At 72.4% G+C, this 15,682-nt stretch carries 17 protein-coding genes; 11 read left to right on the forward strand and 6 right to left on the reverse strand.

All coding sequences use genetic code 11. The annotated features are described in order from the left end of the window. Window positions 1–369: 369 nt before the first annotated feature. Window positions 370–1,203 (forward strand): hypothetical protein, encoded by an 834-nt coding sequence (locus tag ACGFZF_RS13780; RefSeq protein WP_393553945.1) that lies wholly within the window; start codon window positions 370–372, stop codon window positions 1,201–1,203. 7 nt (window positions 1,204–1,210) lie between these two features. On the opposite strand, the gene ACGFZF_RS13785 is transcribed toward ACGFZF_RS13780, so the two are convergent. Both ACGFZF_RS13785 and ACGFZF_RS13790 read right to left on the reverse strand, forming a co-directional pair. Next, window positions 1,211–2,542 carry a D-arabinono-1,4-lactone oxidase gene (locus ACGFZF_RS13785; protein WP_393553947.1) on the reverse strand — a complete coding sequence of 444 codons (1,332 nt, stop codon included), beginning with the start codon at window positions 2,540–2,542 and terminating at the stop codon, window positions 1,211–1,213. Continuing rightward, the gene (locus ACGFZF_RS13790; protein WP_393553949.1) at window positions 2,490–3,743 is read right to left on the reverse strand and encodes an MFS transporter; all 1,254 of its coding nucleotides are present in this window, start codon (window positions 3,741–3,743) and stop codon (window positions 2,490–2,492) included. Before ACGFZF_RS13790 ends, ACGFZF_RS13785 begins: the two co-directional genes overlap by 53 nt. A 131-nt stretch (window positions 3,744–3,874) precedes the next feature. Here ACGFZF_RS13790 and ACGFZF_RS13795 point away from each other — a divergent pair, with 131 nt between their 5' ends. Beyond that, complete coding sequence (locus tag ACGFZF_RS13795) at window positions 3,875–5,002, forward strand: ferrochelatase (RefSeq protein ID WP_393553951.1); 1,128 nt, start codon at window positions 3,875–3,877, stop codon at window positions 5,000–5,002. 9 nt (window positions 5,003–5,011) lie between these two features. After that, window positions 5,012–5,851, forward strand: coding sequence for an inositol monophosphatase family protein (locus tag ACGFZF_RS13800; protein ID WP_393553953.1), 840 nt, complete (start codon window positions 5,012–5,014; stop codon window positions 5,849–5,851). A gap of 115 nt (window positions 5,852–5,966) precedes the next feature. Here ACGFZF_RS13800 and ACGFZF_RS13805 read toward each other — a convergent pair whose 3' ends face one another. Next, complete coding sequence (locus tag ACGFZF_RS13805) at window positions 5,967–6,140, reverse strand: hypothetical protein (protein WP_187282579.1); 174 nt, start codon at window positions 6,138–6,140, stop codon at window positions 5,967–5,969. Window positions 6,141–6,589: 449 nt separating this feature from the next. Between ACGFZF_RS13805 and ACGFZF_RS13810 the strand changes: the two genes are divergently transcribed. The 4 genes from ACGFZF_RS13810 (at window position 6,590) to ACGFZF_RS13825 (ending at window position 10,172) form a co-directional block, all read left to right on the forward strand. Beyond that, on the forward strand, window positions 6,590–7,243 hold the full coding sequence (locus ACGFZF_RS13810; protein ID WP_147976775.1) for a response regulator transcription factor: 654 nt from the start codon (window positions 6,590–6,592) through the stop codon (window positions 7,241–7,243). Window positions 7,244–7,248: 5 nt separating this feature from the next. After that, window positions 7,249–8,484: a sensor histidine kinase gene (locus tag ACGFZF_RS13815; protein ID WP_393553956.1), complete on the forward strand. Its 1,236-nt coding sequence runs from the start codon at window positions 7,249–7,251 to the stop codon at window positions 8,482–8,484. 395 nt (window positions 8,485–8,879) lie between these two features. Further along, window positions 8,880–9,176 carry a DUF4193 domain-containing protein gene (locus ACGFZF_RS13820; protein WP_003955561.1) on the forward strand — a complete coding sequence of 99 codons (297 nt, stop codon included), beginning with the start codon at window positions 8,880–8,882 and terminating at the stop codon, window positions 9,174–9,176. A gap of 12 nt (window positions 9,177–9,188) precedes the next feature. Beyond that, window positions 9,189–10,172, forward strand: a complete 984-nt coding sequence (locus tag ACGFZF_RS13825) for a hypothetical protein (protein WP_393553958.1) — start codon at window positions 9,189–9,191, stop codon at window positions 10,170–10,172. Window positions 10,173–10,274: 102 nt separating this feature from the next. On the opposite strand, the gene ACGFZF_RS13830 is transcribed toward ACGFZF_RS13825, so the two are convergent. Further along, window positions 10,275–10,781 (reverse strand): DUF3093 domain-containing protein, encoded by a 507-nt coding sequence (locus ACGFZF_RS13830; protein ID WP_393553960.1) that lies wholly within the window; start codon window positions 10,779–10,781, stop codon window positions 10,275–10,277. Window positions 10,782–10,839: 58 nt separating this feature from the next. Between ACGFZF_RS13830 and ACGFZF_RS13835 the strand changes: the two genes are divergently transcribed. From ACGFZF_RS13835 to ACGFZF_RS13850, 4 genes are all read left to right on the forward strand, one after another. Continuing rightward, a complete protein-coding gene (locus ACGFZF_RS13835; protein WP_393553962.1) occupies window positions 10,840–11,424 on the forward strand; it encodes a PaaI family thioesterase in 585 nt (194 codons plus the stop codon). Then, window positions 11,424–11,936, forward strand: a complete 513-nt coding sequence (gene dut, locus ACGFZF_RS13840) for a dUTP diphosphatase (protein ID WP_147976780.1) — start codon at window positions 11,424–11,426, stop codon at window positions 11,934–11,936. Before ACGFZF_RS13835 ends, dut begins: the two co-directional genes overlap by 1 nt. Window position 11,937: 1 nt before the next feature. Next, window positions 11,938–12,708, forward strand: a complete 771-nt coding sequence (locus ACGFZF_RS13845; RefSeq protein WP_393553965.1) for a DUF3710 domain-containing protein — start codon at window positions 11,938–11,940, stop codon at window positions 12,706–12,708. A 232-nt stretch (window positions 12,709–12,940) separates the two neighbouring features. Beyond that, complete coding sequence (locus ACGFZF_RS13850; protein ID WP_393554230.1) at window positions 12,941–13,609, forward strand: ABC transporter ATP-binding protein; 669 nt, start codon at window positions 12,941–12,943, stop codon at window positions 13,607–13,609. A gap of 220 nt (window positions 13,610–13,829) precedes the next feature. Here ACGFZF_RS13850 and ACGFZF_RS13855 read toward each other — a convergent pair whose 3' ends face one another. Both ACGFZF_RS13855 and ACGFZF_RS13860 read right to left on the reverse strand, forming a co-directional pair. Next, window positions 13,830–15,089 (reverse strand): RNA polymerase sigma factor, encoded by a 1,260-nt coding sequence (locus tag ACGFZF_RS13855; RefSeq protein ID WP_393553967.1) that lies wholly within the window; start codon window positions 15,087–15,089, stop codon window positions 13,830–13,832. Continuing rightward, entirely contained in the window at window positions 15,086–15,487 is a 402-nt protein-coding gene (locus ACGFZF_RS13860; RefSeq protein WP_393553969.1) for a YciI family protein, read from the reverse strand. Before ACGFZF_RS13860 ends, ACGFZF_RS13855 begins: the two co-directional genes overlap by 4 nt. Between the last annotated feature and the right edge of the window lie 195 nt (window positions 15,488–15,682).

Below are 15,682 nucleotides of genomic sequence, written 5' to 3' on the forward strand. Positions count from 1 at the left end.
ATGGACCCTGGACCGCCGTTATGGCACGGTTACCTGTCTGCACACGTAGAGTGACAGATCGTCACGCTGTGCAGCGGGCGTCCGTGCGGTGCCGCGGTGCCGCCGGTTCGAGTGCCACCTTCGGCCCCCTCCCGATGACCCGGACGCCCATGAGAGAGCCCGGACCCAGGGCTCGACACAGTACTCCATTCGGGCCACCTGGGTGGACCGGCGCGCCGCCCAACTTTGCCGACGGTACGGGAGTTGAGTCTCCGCGATCTTGTACCCGCGTGGCGCTGTTCACATAAACGCCAGAAGCGGAACTATCCCCTTCGCCCAAATGTCCCTTGTGGGTGCATGGTGGAACGAATGAGCAGGCAAGGGGCGGGAATGGATCACGCCGAGGACGCGAAGAAGGAGCACGCCGCGTCGGACGGGAAGAAGAAGCGGCTCGACCTGAGTGTGGCCCAGGTCTCCGCCAGTGCGGTGGCCGCCGTCGTGGCGGCCAAGCTCGCCTCCAGCCTGGGCGTGTACGGCACGATCCTGGGTGCCGGGCTGATCAGTGTCATCGCGACCTGCGGCGGCTCCTTCCTCCAGCACCTCTTCAGGCGCACGGGCGAGCAGATACGCGAAGTCGCCGTCCACGGCGAGCCGGTGAGGGCCGCGCGGGCCGTCGAGGTTCCGTCGGCCGCCCGGCAGGCCGGGTCCGTCGCCGCGCACGGCCCGGCGTGGCAGCCGGTCGGGGCCGGCCCGCCGTACGACGAGGAGTTCGGCGCCGCCACCACGCACGGCACCCGAGTCCGCGGCTGGAAGCGCTCCGCCGTCGCCGCGGCCCTCGTCTTCCTCGTCTCGATGGGCGGCATCACCGCCTACGAGCTGATCTCCGATCAGGACTTCAGCGGCACCAAGGGATCGACCACCTTCGGCTCGGTCGTCCGGGGCCAGGACGGCACCGGAAGCACCCCGTCGACCCGCGAGACCCCGGAGGAGCGGCAGGACGACGGCGCCGACCCGACGCCCCGCGCGGAGGAGGAAGGCGGAGGCCCGTCCCGCGGCACCGGAGAGGGCACGCCGGAGCCCGGGCCGACGCCCTCGGACTCCGGCGACCCGACACCCGAGCCGTCGGCCACGCCGTCCGCGCCGTCGACGACGCCCGCTCCCACCCCGCCCGCGACCGGAACCCCGTCCGCCGGTGCACCGGCGGACGAGACGCCGGCCGGCTGAGGCGCCGTCAGCCGCCCAGGACCCGCCGCAGGTAGTCGTTGCCGAAGAGCCGGTCCGGGTCCAGCCGGTCGCGCAGGGCCGTGAACTCGGCGAAGCGCGGGTAGACCTCCGCGAAGTAGGCGGCGTCCCGGGTGTGCACCTTGCCCCAGTGCGGACGCCCCCCGTGCGCCGTCATGATGCTCTCCACCGCGGTGAAGTACGCGCGGTGGGGAGTGCCCTTGTAGAGGTGGACGGCGATGTAGGCGCTCTCCCGGCCCGAGGCGGTCGAGAGCGTGATGTCGTCCGCCGGAGCCGTCCGCACCTCGACCGGGAAGCTCACCTTCAGCGGCGAGCGCTCGACCATCGCCTTGACCTCGCGCAGCGCAGAGACGGCCGCCTCGCGCGGCAGCGCGTACTCCATCTCCAGGAACCGCACCCGGCGCGGCGAGGTGAACACCTTGTAGGGGATGTCGGTGTAGGTGCGGGCCGACAGCGCCCGGCTGGAGACCTTGGCGATCGAAGGGATCACCGGGGGCACCGCGCGGCCGAGGGAGCAGGCCAGCTGGAAGACCCCGTTGGACAGGAACTCGTCCTCGACCCAGCCGCTGAGCCGCCCGGGAGGGGCGGCCGGTCCCGCGCTGCGGTTGTTGCGCTTGGTGTTGCAGTTGTCCGTGTGGGGGAACCAGTAGAACTCGAAGTGCTCGTTCTCCGCGTGCAGCGCGTCGAACTCCGCGGTGACCCGGTCGAAGGTCATCGGCTCCTCGCGCGCGGTGAGCAGGAAGACCGGCTCCACGGCGAAGGTGATCGCCGTGATCACACCGAGCGCGCCGAGCCCGAGGCGCGCGGCCGCGAAGACCTCCGGGTTCTCCTTCTCCGAGCAGGTCATCAGCCGCCCGTCGGCCGTGACCAGCTCCAGCTCGCGGATCTGGGCGGCGAGGGAGGCCGAGTCCCGGCCGGTGCCGTGCGTCCCGGTGGAGGTGGCGCCGGCGACCGTCTGCTCCATGATGTCGCCCATGTTCGTGAGCGACAGGCCCTCCCGGGCCAGCGCCACGTTCAGCCGCTTGAGGGGCGTGCCCGACTCGACGGTGACCGTCATCGCCTCGCGGTCGATCCGCCGGATCCCGGCCAGCAGATGGGGGCGGACGAGCAGGCCGTCCGTGGCGGCGATCGAGGTGAAGGAGTGGCCGGTCCCGACCGTCTTCACCCGCAGCCCGTCCTCGGCCGCCTTCGCGATCGCCTCGGCCAGTTCGTCGGCCGACGCGGGGCTCACCTCCCGCACGGGGCGGGAGGTGACGTTCCCGGCCCAGTTACGCCACGGGCTGCTCGTCGCCCCGGTGCTCTCCCTCGTGGTCCCGCTCACGCTGCCCCTCCCCAGTCGGCACCGGCTTGCCCAGCCGGCGGTACCCCAGGAGACCCACCACCACCGCGACGCCACCCGATACGACGGGCACCACGTACCCCGCCTCCGCACCCCGGGCGTCGACCACCCAGCCGGCGGCCGAGGAGCCGAGCGCCACACCGATCGCGAGCCCGGTACCCGTCCAGGTCATGCCCTCGGTCAGCTTGGTGCGCGGTACGTGCGCTTCGACGAGGGCCATCGTGGTCACCATCGTCGGTGCGATGGAGAGGCCCGCGACAAAGAGCGCCACGGCCAGCAACGGCAGGTTCCCGGCCAGTAGGAGGGGGATCATACTCACGGCCATCGCGCAGACGCCCAGCAGCCAGCGCCGGGACGGCTCGCCCTTGAGATGCAGCAGCCCGAAGACCGCGCCCGCCAGGCAGGAGCCGAGCGCGTACACGGCGAGGACCAGGCTGGCGGCCGCCTTGGCGCCCCGCTCGTCGGCGAAGGCCACCGTCACCACGTCGACCGAGCCGAAGATCGCGCCGGTGGCGACGAAGGCGAGCGCGAGCACCTGGAGCCCGGGGGAGCGCAGGGCGGAGCCGCCGGAGTCCGCGGTGCGCGGATGCGGCCGGGGCTCGGTGGCGCGCAGCGAGGTCAGCCAGAAGACGCCGATCGCGAGGAACACGCCGGCGAACAGCGGGCCTGCCTCGGGGAACCAGATCGTGGACAGGCCGATGGAGAGGATCGGGCCGAAGATGAAGCACACCTCGTCGACGATCGACTCCCACGAGTACGCGGTGTGCAGCCGACGGCCCTCGCCGCGGTAGATCTCCGCCCAGCGGGCCCGGGTCATGGCGCCGACGCTCGGCACGCAGCCGACGAGGGCCGTGAAGGCGAAGAGCGTCCAGTCCGGGGCGTCCTGCTGGACGCAGACGAGCAGTCCGGCGCCCGCGGCCAGCGCGATCAGGGTCGCCGGGCGCAGCACGCGCCGCTGGCCGTACCGGTCGACCAGCTGGGACACCCGCGGGCCCATCACCGCGGCGGACGCGGCCAGGGTCGCGGAGAGCGCGCCCGCCAGGCCGTAGCGTCCGGTGACCTGGGAGATCATGGTGACGATGCCGATGCCCATCATGGACAGTGGCATCCGGCCGACGAAGCCGGCCACGGAGAAGGACGTGGTGCCGGGCGCCGCGAAGATCGCGCGATAGGGACTGGGCAAGGGGATCTCCGGGCGTCGGCTCTACACGTGTAATTAATAGCTAAAGCCTACGGTGTTGAAGTGGGTGCGGTCAGCCTGTTTTTCCGTCGGGCCGCGCCTCGGCCGCGTGAGGCGGGTGGGAAGATCGGTCCATGTCCGATCAGCACGATCCCGCCCCGTACGACGCCCTTCTGCTGCTGTCCTTCGGCGGCCCCGAGGGCCCGGACGACGTGGTCCCGTTCCTGGAGAACGTGACCCGCGGCCGAGGCATCCCGAAGGAACGGCTCAAAGAGGTGGGGCAGCACTACTTCCTCTTCGGCGGCGTCAGCCCGATCAACGACCAGAACCGCGCGCTGCTCTCCGCGCTGCGGGAGGACTTCGCGCAGGCCGGCCTCGACCTGCCGGTCTACTGGGGAAACCGGAACTGGGCGCCCTATCTCACCGACACCCTGCGGGAGATGATCACCGACGGCCGACGCCACATCGCCGTGCTCACGACCAGCGCCTACGCCTCCTACTCCGGCTGCCGCCAGTATCGCGAGAACCTCGCCGACGCGCTCTCCGAGCTGGAGGCGGAAGGGCTGCCGCTGCCCCGGGTCGACAAACTCCGGCACTACTTCAACCACCCCGGGTTCGTCGAGCCCATGGTCGAAGGCGTCCTCGCCTCCCTGGACGAACTCGACCCGTCCGTGCGGTCCGGCGTCCACCTCGCCTTCACCACCCACTCCATCCCCGACTCCGCGGCGGACTCCTCCGGACCGGCGGCCGAGCACGGCGCGGGCGGGGCCTACGTGAAGCAGCACCTCGACGTCGCGCGGGTGATCGTGGACGCGGTCCGCGAGCGGACCGGCGAGGACCACCCCTGGCGGCTCGTCTACCAGTCCCGCAGCGGCGCCCCGCACATCCCCTGGCTCGAACCCGACATCTGCGACCACCTGGAGGAGCTCCACGGCGCCGGAGCCCCGGCCGCCGTGATGGTCCCCATCGGCTTCGTCTCGGACCACATGGAGGTCCTCTACGACCTCGACACGGAGGCCACCGCCAAGGCCGCGGAGCTGGGGCTCCCGGTGCGGCGCTCGGCGACCGTCGGGGCGGACCCGCGCTTCGCCGCAGCCGTGCGCGAGCTCGTCCTGGAGCGCGCCGCGAGCGAGCGGGGCGTCCGCACCGAGCGCTGCGCGCTGGGCGCACTCGGAGCCTCCCACGACCTCTGCCCGATCGGCTGCTGCCCGGCGCGGGCCGACCGGCCGGCGGCCGCCGGCGCCGACAGCCCGTACGCCTAAGGAGCACCCATGACCGAGCCCGTGACCCCCGGGTCCACCGGCCCCGCGCCGGCCGACCCCCTCGTCGCCGAACTGCTCACTCTCGCCCTGGAGGCCGGCCGCCGGGCCGGCGCGCTGCTGCGCGACGGCCGGCCGGACGACCTCGCCGTGGCCGCGACCAAGACGAGCCCGATCGACGTCGTCACCGAGATGGACCTCGCCGCCGAGAAGCTGATCACCGGCTACCTGTCCGAGCACCGTCCCGACGACGGCTTCCTCGGCGAGGAAGGCGCCGCCAGCCCCGGCACCAGCGGCATCCGCTGGGTCATCGACCCGCTCGACGGCACCGTGAACTATCTCTACGGGCTTCCCACCTGGGCGGTCTCCATCGCCGCCGAACGCGACGGCGAGACCGTCGTCGGCGTCGTGGCGGCCCCGCTGCGCGGCGAGACCTACCACGCGGTCCTGGGCGGGGGCGCCTACGTCGGTGACCGCCGCCTCGCCGCCCGTCCGTCGCCCCCGCTGGACCAGGCCCTGATCTCCACCGGCTTCGGCTACCTCCAGCACCGCCGGGCCCACCAGGCCGACGTCGCCCAGCGCATGATCCCGCTCCTGCGGGACATCCGCAGGGGCGGCTCCGCGGCCATCGACCTGTGCGACGTCGCGGCCGGCCGCCTCGACGGCTACTACGAGCGCGGCCTCAACCCCTGGGACCTCGCCGCGGGGGACCTCATCGCCCGCGAGGCGGGCTGCCTGACCGGCGGACGCCCCGGCGAGCCCGCCTCGGGCGAGCTGACCGTCGCGGCGTCCCCCGGCGTCTTCGCCCCCCTCCAGAAGCTCCTGGAGGAGCACGGCGCCTGGCACGACTAGGACGGACACCGCGAGCCCTGCCGGCGCCACTTTGGAGACAGGCCCTGAGGGCCGTCCCCGGACACGTGAAGGGGCCCCGTGCGCATCCGCACGGGGCCCCTTCACGTCGGTGGGGTCAGGCGCAGGTCGCGCCGATCTCCACGCCGTGTTCGGCGGCCAGGCGATGCAGGTCTTCGAGCTCAGCCTGCTCGACGTCCGCGAGGAAGTCGTCGCCCGTCTCGCGAGCCCGTGTGAGGTCGGTCTGCGCCGTCCTAATGCGCTGCAGCAGTCCTGCGGTGAAAGCGTCCATCGTGCGCCCCCTCGTCATGGGTCGGTGGCACGGGGTGTGCCGAGGGTGGGTGGATCACACGCTGCAACCTCTGGGGGACAGAACGGCTTGTGGCGTGCCACATACAGGGCGTGATCACGGGGTGTGCAGTCGTCCTCCCCAGGCCCTTCCTCACAGAAACCTCAACTGGCCCGTGAATCAGGTGAATTCTCGGCGCGCCCCTGCCCGCCCCCGGCGCACGCCCCCGGATCCTGCCGGGAAAGTCCCGCCCGCGCACCGGACCCCGGGGACACCCCGCACCGGCCCCGGGAGACGCCCGGCACCCGCCCCGGGCGGGGGCGGCCGCAGCCCGTCTTACAGCCGGTTTACGCGCGTTCGGGGCAGGATGGACACGCACAGTCAGTGCTCAGGAACCGCCCGGTCCGCGCTCTTCGCGTCCATGACCAGGGCACTCGGGAAGGAATTGCGACGTGCGTGTACTCGTCGTCGAGGACGAGCAGCTGCTCGCCGATGCGGTGGCCACCGGACTGCGCCGGGAGGCACTGGCCGTCGACGTCGTGTACGACGGCGCCGCGGCCCTCGAGCGCATCGGGGTGAACGACTACGACGTGGTCGTCCTCGACCGCGACCTCCCGCTCGTCCACGGCGACGACGTCTGCCGCAAGATCGTCGAGCTCGGGATGCCCACGCGCGTCCTGATGCTCACCGCCTCCGCCGACGTCAGCGAGCGCGTGGAGGGGCTGGAGCTCGGCGCGGACGACTACCTGCCGAAGCCCTTCGCGTTCACGGAGCTGACCGCGCGGGTGCGGGCGCTCGGCCGGCGCACCACGGTGCCGCTGCCGCCCGTCCTGGAGCGCGCCGGGATCAAGCTCGACCCGAACCGCCGCGAGGTCCTGCGCGACGGCCGGGAGGTGCAGCTCGCCCCGAAGGAGTTCGCCGTCCTGGAGGTGCTGATGCGCAGCGAGGGAGCCGTCGTCTCGGCCGAGCAGCTGCTGGAGAAGGCCTGGGACGAGAACACCGACCCGTTCACCAACGTCGTGCGGGTCACGGTGATGACCCTGCGCCGCAAGCTCGGGGAGCCCCCCGTCATCGTCACCGTGCCCGGCTCCGGCTACCGGATCTGACCACCGTGACCACGACCCCTGCGCCGCCCCAGGCGCCCCCGAAGCCGACCTGGGACCCCCGGGACCCGGTCCGGCCGCTGTTGCGTCCGACGATCCGCATACGGCTCACGCTGCTCTACGGCGGCATGTTCCTGATCGCGGGCATCCTGCTGCTGTCGATCATCTACCTGCTCACCGCCAACGCGCTGAACGTCACCGTCGCCGATCTGCCCTTCAAGATCGTCGAAGGCAAGGTGCTGCCCACCACCTCCGGGTGCGTCCTGCCCGAGCAGGGCAATGTGGACGACTTCAACCGCGCCGTCACGGCCTGCTTCCAGCACCAGCGCGACGTGGCCCTCGACGACCTCCTGCGGCGCTCGCTGTTCGCGCTGCTCGGTCTGAGCATCATCGCCTTCGCCTTCGGCTACGCCATGGCCGGCCGGGTGCTCTCCCCGCTCGGCCGGATCACCCGGACCGCCCGCCAGGTGGCCGGATCCGACCTGACCCGGCGGATCAAGCTGGACGGCCCCGACGACGAGCTCAAGGAGCTCGCCGACACCTTCGACGACATGCTGGACCGGCTGGAACGGGCCTTCACCGCCCAGCAGCGGTTCGTCGCCAACGCCTCGCACGAGCTGCGCACGCCGCTGGCGATCAACCGCACGCTTCTGGAAGTCCACCTCTCCGACCCCGGGGCGCCCGTGGAGCTCCAGCAGCTCGGCAAGACGCTGCTGGCCACCAACGAGCGCAGTGAGCAGCTCGTGGAGGGCCTGCTGCTGCTGGCCCGCAGCGACAACGAGATCATCGAGCGCAAACCGGTGGACCTCGCCGAGGTCGCCTCACGCGCCATCGACCAGGCGCACGCGGAGGCCGAGGCCAAGGGCGTCGAGATCCGCGGCGAGCGGGAGCCCGCCGTGGTGCAGGGGAACGGCGTCCTGCTGGAGCGGATCGCCCTGAACCTGGTGCAGAACGGCGTGCGCTACAACGTGGCGGAGGAGGGCTGGGTGGAGGTGACCACGGAGGTCGACCACGGACAGGCGGTCATGGTGGTCTCGAACACGGGTCCCGTGGTTCCCGCGTACGAGGTCGACAACCTCTTCGAGCCGTTCAGACGGCTGCGCACGGAGCGTACGGGGAGCGACAAGGGCGTCGGTCTCGGCCTGTCGATCGCCCGGTCCGTCGCGCGCGCCCACGGCGGCCGTATCATCGCGGAGCCCCGCGAAGGCGGCGGTCTCGTGATGCGTGTCACTCTTCCGATCTGACACACTTCGGGTACCAGCCGGTTCCGTTCGCTTTGCGCGGAATTTTCGGAGCCCGTTCCTGAGACGCACCTGTGTGATCGATCACAGGAGCGAGCACCCGACTCTCTACTCTCCGTGATCGAGAATTTCAGTGGAAAACCGGGAAAACTACGGGTTTCCGGGGCCCTGGATGACGGGAAGTACACGGGGTGGCACCCGTGAGGGACGGCAGGTGGACCGTGTACGGTCCCGTTCGCCACCCAAAGCCGATCACTCGTGAGAGGGCGGGTTGGGTGTCGATTGAGTAACAGACCTTGATGTGAGGCAAAATCTCCGCCTCGGGTCGGGCACAAGTCCGGCCTCTCACGCGTTACGTGCGCTGGAGACACCGCAACCACCCAGAGGGGGAGAGCGACATGGCAACGGATTACGACACCCCACGCAAGACCGACGACGACGTCGATTCGGACAGCCTTGAGGAACTGAAGGCCCGCCGGAACGACAAGTCGACCTCGACGGTCGACGTCGACGAGTTCGAGGCCGCAGAAGGCCTGGAGCTTCCCGGCGCCGACCTGTCCAACGAAGAGCTCGCCGTCCGGGTCCTGCCCAAGCAGGCCGACGAGTTCACCTGCATGAGCTGCTTCCTCGTGCACCACCGCAGCCAGCTGGCGCGAGAGAAGAACGGTCAGCCGATCTGCCGCGACTGCGACTGAGGCCGGTCGGCCGTGGCAGGCGACACACCGTCTCGGAAGCGTCGCTTCCGCCTCCCTGGGAGGCCGGAGGCGCACCCGGGCGGCTCCGGCCCGGCCGAGGGTGCCCAGGAGGCTCCCGAAGCCGAGCAGACCGCCTTCCTGCCCGTCCTCGGCGTACGTGACGACGAGCGGGGCCCCTCGGCCTCGCTCGAAGCGGCCACGACGCCGGATCCGGTCGAGCGGGAGACACCGCGTGGCGGCCGTCTCGGCGCCGTCAGGCGGGCCGCCGAACCGGCGCGCGCCCAGCTGGACCGGCTCAAACCCGACCGTGCCCGGATGGACGCGGTCAGGCGCGGCGTGAAGCGCGGCGGCGAGAGCGCCAAGGCCGGTATCGGCTATCTCGCCGACCGGCTGATCGAGCTGGCTCCGCGCATCCCCGTGCGCGACCTGGCGACCCTGCGCAAGCACTTCCCGGGGCTCGGTCCCGAGCAGATCGCCGACAAGCTCGTGGCGGGCGCCGCCAACGCCAGCTCCACCGTCGGCGCCGGCATCGGCGCCGCCGCCATGCTGCCCGTACCCCCCGCGATGCCGGCCGAGCTGGCCGCGGAGATCACGGGCGTCGCGGCCATCGAGCTGAAGCTCATCGCCGAACTGCACGAGGTCTACGGCCTCCGGCCGCCCGGGTCGCTCACCCAGCGCTCGACGGCCTATCTGACGTCCTGGGCCGAGGAGCGGGGGATCGACCCCACCCGGCCGACCACCGTCAACGCGGCGCTCGGCGGGCAGCTCAAGCGCGAACTGCGTCAGCAGATCATGAAGCGCATGGTGCGCAACCTGCCCAACCTCATGCCGTTCATGGTCGGCGCCGCCGTCGGCGCCGTGATGAACCGGCGCGACACCAAGAAGCTCGCGGGACACATCCGCAAGGACCTGCGCAAGCGCCAGGTCCCCTGGGAGGCCCTCGGCGGCCTGCCCCCGCTGGAGCAGCCGAAGAACCCCAAGGAGATCGGCTTCTAGGCCCTCCCGGTCCTGCCGGACGAGACCGGTCGGGGACGGACCGGCAGCCGGCCGTCCCGCCGCGTCAGCCGGCCGTCCGGACGCCGCTCCGAAGGGCGGGCCCTACGCCTCCGCGGACCTCGCGCTCGCGTCCCCCGCCGCCTCCGCGCCGGCCGCCTCCAGGGCCGCCGCCAGACCCTGCGGGTCCCGGGTCGAGAGGTAGACGTACGGCGTCGGGTCCGCCGGATCGGTGACCTCGACACGGAGCGCGGTCGGGACGTAGCTCCGCAGCAGCATGAACGCGCGCGGATCGGCCTTGTAGCTGCGCCAGGCACGCGCCTCCTCCGCGTCCAGGACCTCGGGCGTACCCAGCGCGGAGACCGGGATCCGCGCGTCGCCGGCGACCAGCGACCCCGCCACCACACGGATGCGGGCGGAGCCGTACGAGGAGACCACCACGGCCGCCGCGGCCGCCGCGGCGATCAGGCCGGCGAGCATCGGGATCGTGCCCAGCGGGAACGTCACCAGACCGCCGGACAGGCCCAGCAGCGCCACGATCACCCACCACGAAGGGGGGGCGGTCAGTCGTTCGTCGAAGCGCGGCGCGGAGGACGGTGCGGAGGGCTGCATGCCTCCAAGCTTGGCACGGCGCGACCAGGCCCTACCCGCGCGGGTAAGGTCTGCGCCTGTGACTGCAACATCTGCCGCCCTCACCCCGCCGGCCGACGCCATACCGCCGGTACGCCACCCCGACGCGCCCGCCCCCGGCGAGCTGCTCGGCGCGCACTACGAGCACTGCTTCGGGTGCGGCGGCGGGCAGCCCCACGGACTCCATCTCGCGGCCCGCGCCGGCGAGGGCGTGACCGTCACCGCCGAGTTCACCGTGACCCCCGACCACCAGGGCGCCCCCGGCCTCGCGCACGGCGGCGTCCTCGCCACCGCGCTCGACGAGACCCTCGGTTCCCTGAACTGGCTGCTGCGGGTCATCGCCGTCACCGGACGCCTGGAGACCGACTTCGCCCGGCCCGTGCCGGTGGGCACCGTCCTGCACCTGGAGGCCGCGGTCACCGCCGTGCACGGGCGCAAGATCTACTCGACCGCGACCGGCCGGATCGGCGGGCCCGAGGGCCCCGTCGCCGTCCGTGCCGACGCCCTCTTCATAGAGGTCAAGGTCGACCACTTCATCGACAACGGCCGGCCGGAGGAGATCCAGGCCGCCATGTCCGACCCCGACCAGGTCAGGCGCGCCCGCGCCTTCGAGGTGAACCCCTGATGCGCAACCCCGTCGACGTACTCATCCGGCGCGTGGACCCGGACGTACCGCTCCCGTCCTACGGCCATCCCGGGGACGCCGGGGCCGACCTCGTGACCACCGAGGCGGCCGTCCTGGCCCCCGGTGAGCGGGCCGTGCTCCCCACCGGGGTCTCCATCGCGCTGCCCGACGGCTACGCCGCCTTCGTGCACCCCCGCTCGGGCCTGGCCGCCCGCTGCGGAGTAGCCCTCGTGAATGCCCCGGGGACGGTGGATGCCGGGTACCGTGGAGAGATCAAGGTGATCGTGGTCAATCTCGACCCGCGCGAGAGCGTGCGGTTCGAACGATTCGACAGGATTGCCCAACTTGTCGTCCAGCAGGTCGAGAAGGTGCGCTTCCACGAGGTGGCGGAGCTTCCCGGCTCGGCGCGGGCCGAGGGGGGCTTCGGGTCCACCGGCGGGCATGCCGCCGTGGACGGCACATCGGGTGGGAATCGATACGCTTCGGTCGTATCCGACCGGGAAGGACAGTGACGTGTTCGGACGTCGCAAGAAGAGTGGTTCCGCTGGGGACGTGGCGGACGCAGCGGGCGAGGCCGAGCAGGTCGTCGACGAGCTCGACACCGACGACACGGCCGGCGCGCCGCGCCGGGTGAACCTTCCGCCGGCTCCCCGGCCCGACGGACCGTGGGACATCTCCGAGGTCTCCAAGCCGGAGGACGGCCGGGTGGACCTGGGCGGCATCTTCGTGCCCGGAGTCGACGGCATGGAGCTGCGGGTCGAGGTGGCGGGCGACGCGATCGTCGCGGCCACCGTCGTGCTGCGTGACAGCGCCGTGCAGCTGCAGGCGTTCGCCGCGCCGAAGAAGGAAGGCATCTGGGGCGAGGTCCGCGAGGAGATCGCCTCCGGCATCACCCAGCAGGGCGGTGTCATCGACGAGGTCGAGGGCCCGCTGGGCTGGGAGCTTCGTGCCCAGGTCCCCGTACAGCTGCCGGACGGCACCGGCGGCGTGCAGCTGGTGCGCTTCGTGGGCGTCGACGGGCCCCGCTGGTTCCTGCGCGGAGTGATCTCCGGCCAGGGCGCGGTGCAGCCCGAGGCCGCCGGCCTCCTGGAGCAGATCGTCCGGGACACCGTGGTGGTCCGGGGCGAGGGGCCGATGGCCCCCCGCGACCCGATCGTCCTCAAGCTGCCGAACGACGCGCAGATGGTGCCCGAGGGCGTCCAGCAGGAGGAGCAGGAAGGCTCGCGCTTCTCCGGCGGCATGGGCCAGCTCCAGCGCGGTCCCGAGATCACCGAGGTCCGCTGACCCCGGTCCCCGCACGGACCTCCGCACGACCGGTGGGCCGGTCCCCGTACCAGGCGTACGGGGACCGGCCCACCGCCGTTCCGTGGATCTTCGCCCCTCCGAGTCTGGCCCGCGGGCGCCCCGGCGGCACATACTGACGGGCGCACGTGTCCGACGACGGGGGGAGCCCAGGGTGAGTGAGAGCAGCGCGCGGTCCGGTACGGCGGTGGCCGAGGACCCGTCCGGCGGTCCCATGGTGCGCGTCCGGAACCTGCACCGGTCGTACGGCACGGGCGCGGCGGCCGTCCACGCCCTGCGCGGTGTCTCCTTCGACATCCCGCGCGGCGAGCTCGTCGCCCTCAAGGGCCGCTCGGGTTCCGGCAAGACGACCCTGCTCAACCTGGTCGGCGGCCTGGACACCCCGGACGACGGGCGGATCACCATCGGCGGCACGGACCTCGCCGAGCTGGGCGAGAACGGCCTCCTGGAGCTCCGCCGGGACCGCGTCGGCTTCATCTTCCAGTCCTTCGGCCTCATCCCCATCCTGACGGCCGCCGAGAACGTGGGCGTCCCGCTGCGCCTGCGGAAGGCCGACCCCAGGGAGCGTGAGGAGCGGGTCGCCCTGCTGCTCGCCCTGGTGGGCCTCGCCGACCACGCCGCGCAGCGGCCCGGCGAGCTGTCCGGCGGCCAGCAGCAGCGCGTCGCCATCGCCCGCGCCCTGGCCAACAAGCCGGCCCTGCTGATCGCCGACGAGCCGACGGGCCAGCTGGACGCGGAGACCGGACTCGCGGTGATGGAGCTGCTGCGCGCCGTGGTGCGCAGCGAGGGCGTCACGGCGCTGGTGGCCACCCACGACCCGCAGCTGCTGGGCCTGGCGGACCGGGTCCTCGAACTCGGCGACGGCGAGATCATCGAGCACTAGGGGCGTCTTGCCGATCTTGCCGGGCTCCCGGTGTGCTGAGACTCCGTCTCCCGCGTTGTCGTCAGTCGGCATGGCTCCGCCATGACTTCTTCCTCCGCCTTGGATCCGAAGCCCCAGCACACCGCTCACTGACCCGGCCTGATCGGCAAGACACCCCCTAGGGTTCCCGGGCCTCCGGCCCGCGGGAGGGAGCGCGCACCGGCACGGGGCCCCAGGGGCCTCAGGGACTCTGCCGTGCCGCCCCCAGCGCCGACGCCCGCAGCGTCAGGTAGTGGCGTTCCGGCAGGCTCGCCGTGCGGGCCGCCGCACGCAGGTACTCCTGCCGGGCCGCCTCCGGTTCCCCCGCGCGCTCCAGCAGATGGGCACGCACCACATGGACCCGGTAGTGGTCCTTCAGCTCGCCCCGCCCGGCCAGGTCGTCCACGATCTCCAGGCCCGCGACCGGGCCCTGGACCATCGCCACCGCGACCGCGCGGTTGAGGGACACGACCGGGCTGGGCGAGACCCGCTCCAGGACCCCGTAGAGCGCCAGGATCTGCGGCCAGTCCGTCTCCCGCGCCGTCGGCGCCTCGTCGTGCACCGCCGCGATCGCGGCCTGCACCTGGTAGGGCCCCACCGGCCCCCGGGGCAGCGCTGCGGTGACCAGGGCCACGCCCTCGGCGATCGCCGCCGCGTCCCACCATGAGCGGTCCTGGTCCGCGAGCGGGATCAGCTCGCCGGACGGGCCCGTGCGGGCCGCGCCCCGCGCGTTGGTGAGCAGCATCAGCGCCAGCAGGCCCGCGACCTCACTGTCGTCGGGCAGCGTCGCGTGCACGGCGCGCGTCAGCCGGATCGCCTCGGCCGACAGCTCCACCCGGCGCAGTTCGGCCCCGTCGCTCGTCGCGTACCCCTCGTTGAAGATCAGGTACAGCACGTGCAGGACGGCCGCGAGCCGCGCCGCCCGGTCCTTCTCCTCGGGCATGCCGAACGGCACGCCGGAGGACTTGATCCGCTGCTTCGCCCGGGAGATCCGCTGGCCCATGGTCGACTCCGGCACCAGGAAGGCCCGCGCGATCTCGCCGGTCGTCAGCCCGCCCACCGACCGCAGCGTGAGGGCGACGGCGGACGCCCGCGACAGCGCCGGATGGCAGCACAGGAAGAGCAGCGTGAGGGTGTCGTCCCGGCCCGCCGCGTCGTCCGCGTCCGCAGCGGGCGCGGCCCACCGGTCCGCCGGCTCCAGACCGGCCGCCCGGTCCTCCCGGCGCCGACGTGCCTGCTCGGCGCGGACCAGATCGGCCATCCGGCGCGCGGCCACCTGGATCAGCCAGCCCCGCGGATTGCCCGGAACCCCCTGCTCCGGCCACTGGGCGGCCGCGTCGGCCAGCGCCTCCTGCACCGCGTCCTCGGCCGCGTCGAAGTCCCCGTAGCGGCGCGTGAGCACGCCGACGACCTGCGGCGCCAGCGGGCGCAGCAGGTCGTCGATCCGGTGCTCGGTGCTCACAGCTCCGTCGGAGGCGCGGACATGACCTCGCGGACCTCGATCGGCATGTTCAGCGGAGCCCCGCCCGGGCCGGGCGCGGTCGAGACCTCGGCCGCGATGGCGACGGCCCGCTCCGGCGTCTCCACGTCCACGATCCACCAGCCGGCCAGGAACTCCTTGGTCTCCGCGAACGGGCCCTCGGTGACCAGCGCCGACCCGTCGGCCGCCGCGCGCACGATCCTCGCGGTGTCCGGCATCGCCAGACCCTGGGCGTCGACCAGCTCACCGGCGGCGGCGAGCTTCTCGTTCGTGGTCCTCATGAACCCGATGTGCGCCTGGATCTCCTCCGGCCGCCACTCGCCGACCGCCGGGGCGTCCAGCGTCTGCGAGCTGAACTGCATCAGCAGCATGTACTTCATGGTGTGCTCCTCGTGTCCGTCGTGGGGCCCGTAGGGCCCGGATGCACGGACAGGTCGAAGCCGGCCCGGGGATTTCGACACCCGCGAGGGGTTTCCGCCGAGAATATCCAGCGGGATTCCCCGGGCCCCGCGCGCACGCGCATCAGAATCCCGTCAATACGGCTCCACGCACCCCACGCCCGTGCAGAATGTCCG

Origin of the sequence: Streptomyces sp. NPDC048338 (assembly GCF_043201055.1) — a bacterium.
Classification (GTDB): domain Bacteria; phylum Actinomycetota; class Actinomycetes; order Streptomycetales; family Streptomycetaceae; genus Streptomyces.

Coding starts and splice junctions, on each gene's coding strand:
- ACGFZF_RS13800 (WP_393553953.1), top strand. CDS start 5,012: ATGACCGAGCCCGTGACCCCCGGGTCCACCGGCCCCGCGCCGGCCGAC.
- ACGFZF_RS13795 (WP_393553951.1), top strand. CDS start 3,875: ATGTCCGATCAGCACGATCCCGCCCCGTACGACGCCCTTCTGCTGCTG.
- dut (WP_147976780.1), top strand. CDS start 11,424: ATGCGCAACCCCGTCGACGTACTCATCCGGCGCGTGGACCCGGACGTA.
- ACGFZF_RS13830 (WP_393553960.1), bottom strand. CDS start 10,781: ATGCAGCCCTCCGCACCGTCCTCCGCGCCGCGCTTCGACGAACGACTG.
- ACGFZF_RS13860 (WP_393553969.1), bottom strand. CDS start 15,487: ATGAAGTACATGCTGCTGATGCAGTTCAGCTCGCAGACGCTGGACGCC.
- ACGFZF_RS13805 (WP_187282579.1), bottom strand. CDS start 6,140: ATGGACGCTTTCACCGCAGGACTGCTGCAGCGCATTAGGACGGCGCAG.
- ACGFZF_RS13780 (WP_393553945.1), top strand. CDS start 370: ATGGATCACGCCGAGGACGCGAAGAAGGAGCACGCCGCGTCGGACGGG.
- ACGFZF_RS13820 (WP_003955561.1), top strand. CDS start 8,880: ATGGCAACGGATTACGACACCCCACGCAAGACCGACGACGACGTCGAT.
- ACGFZF_RS13850 (WP_393554230.1), top strand. CDS start 12,941: ATGGTGCGCGTCCGGAACCTGCACCGGTCGTACGGCACGGGCGCGGCG.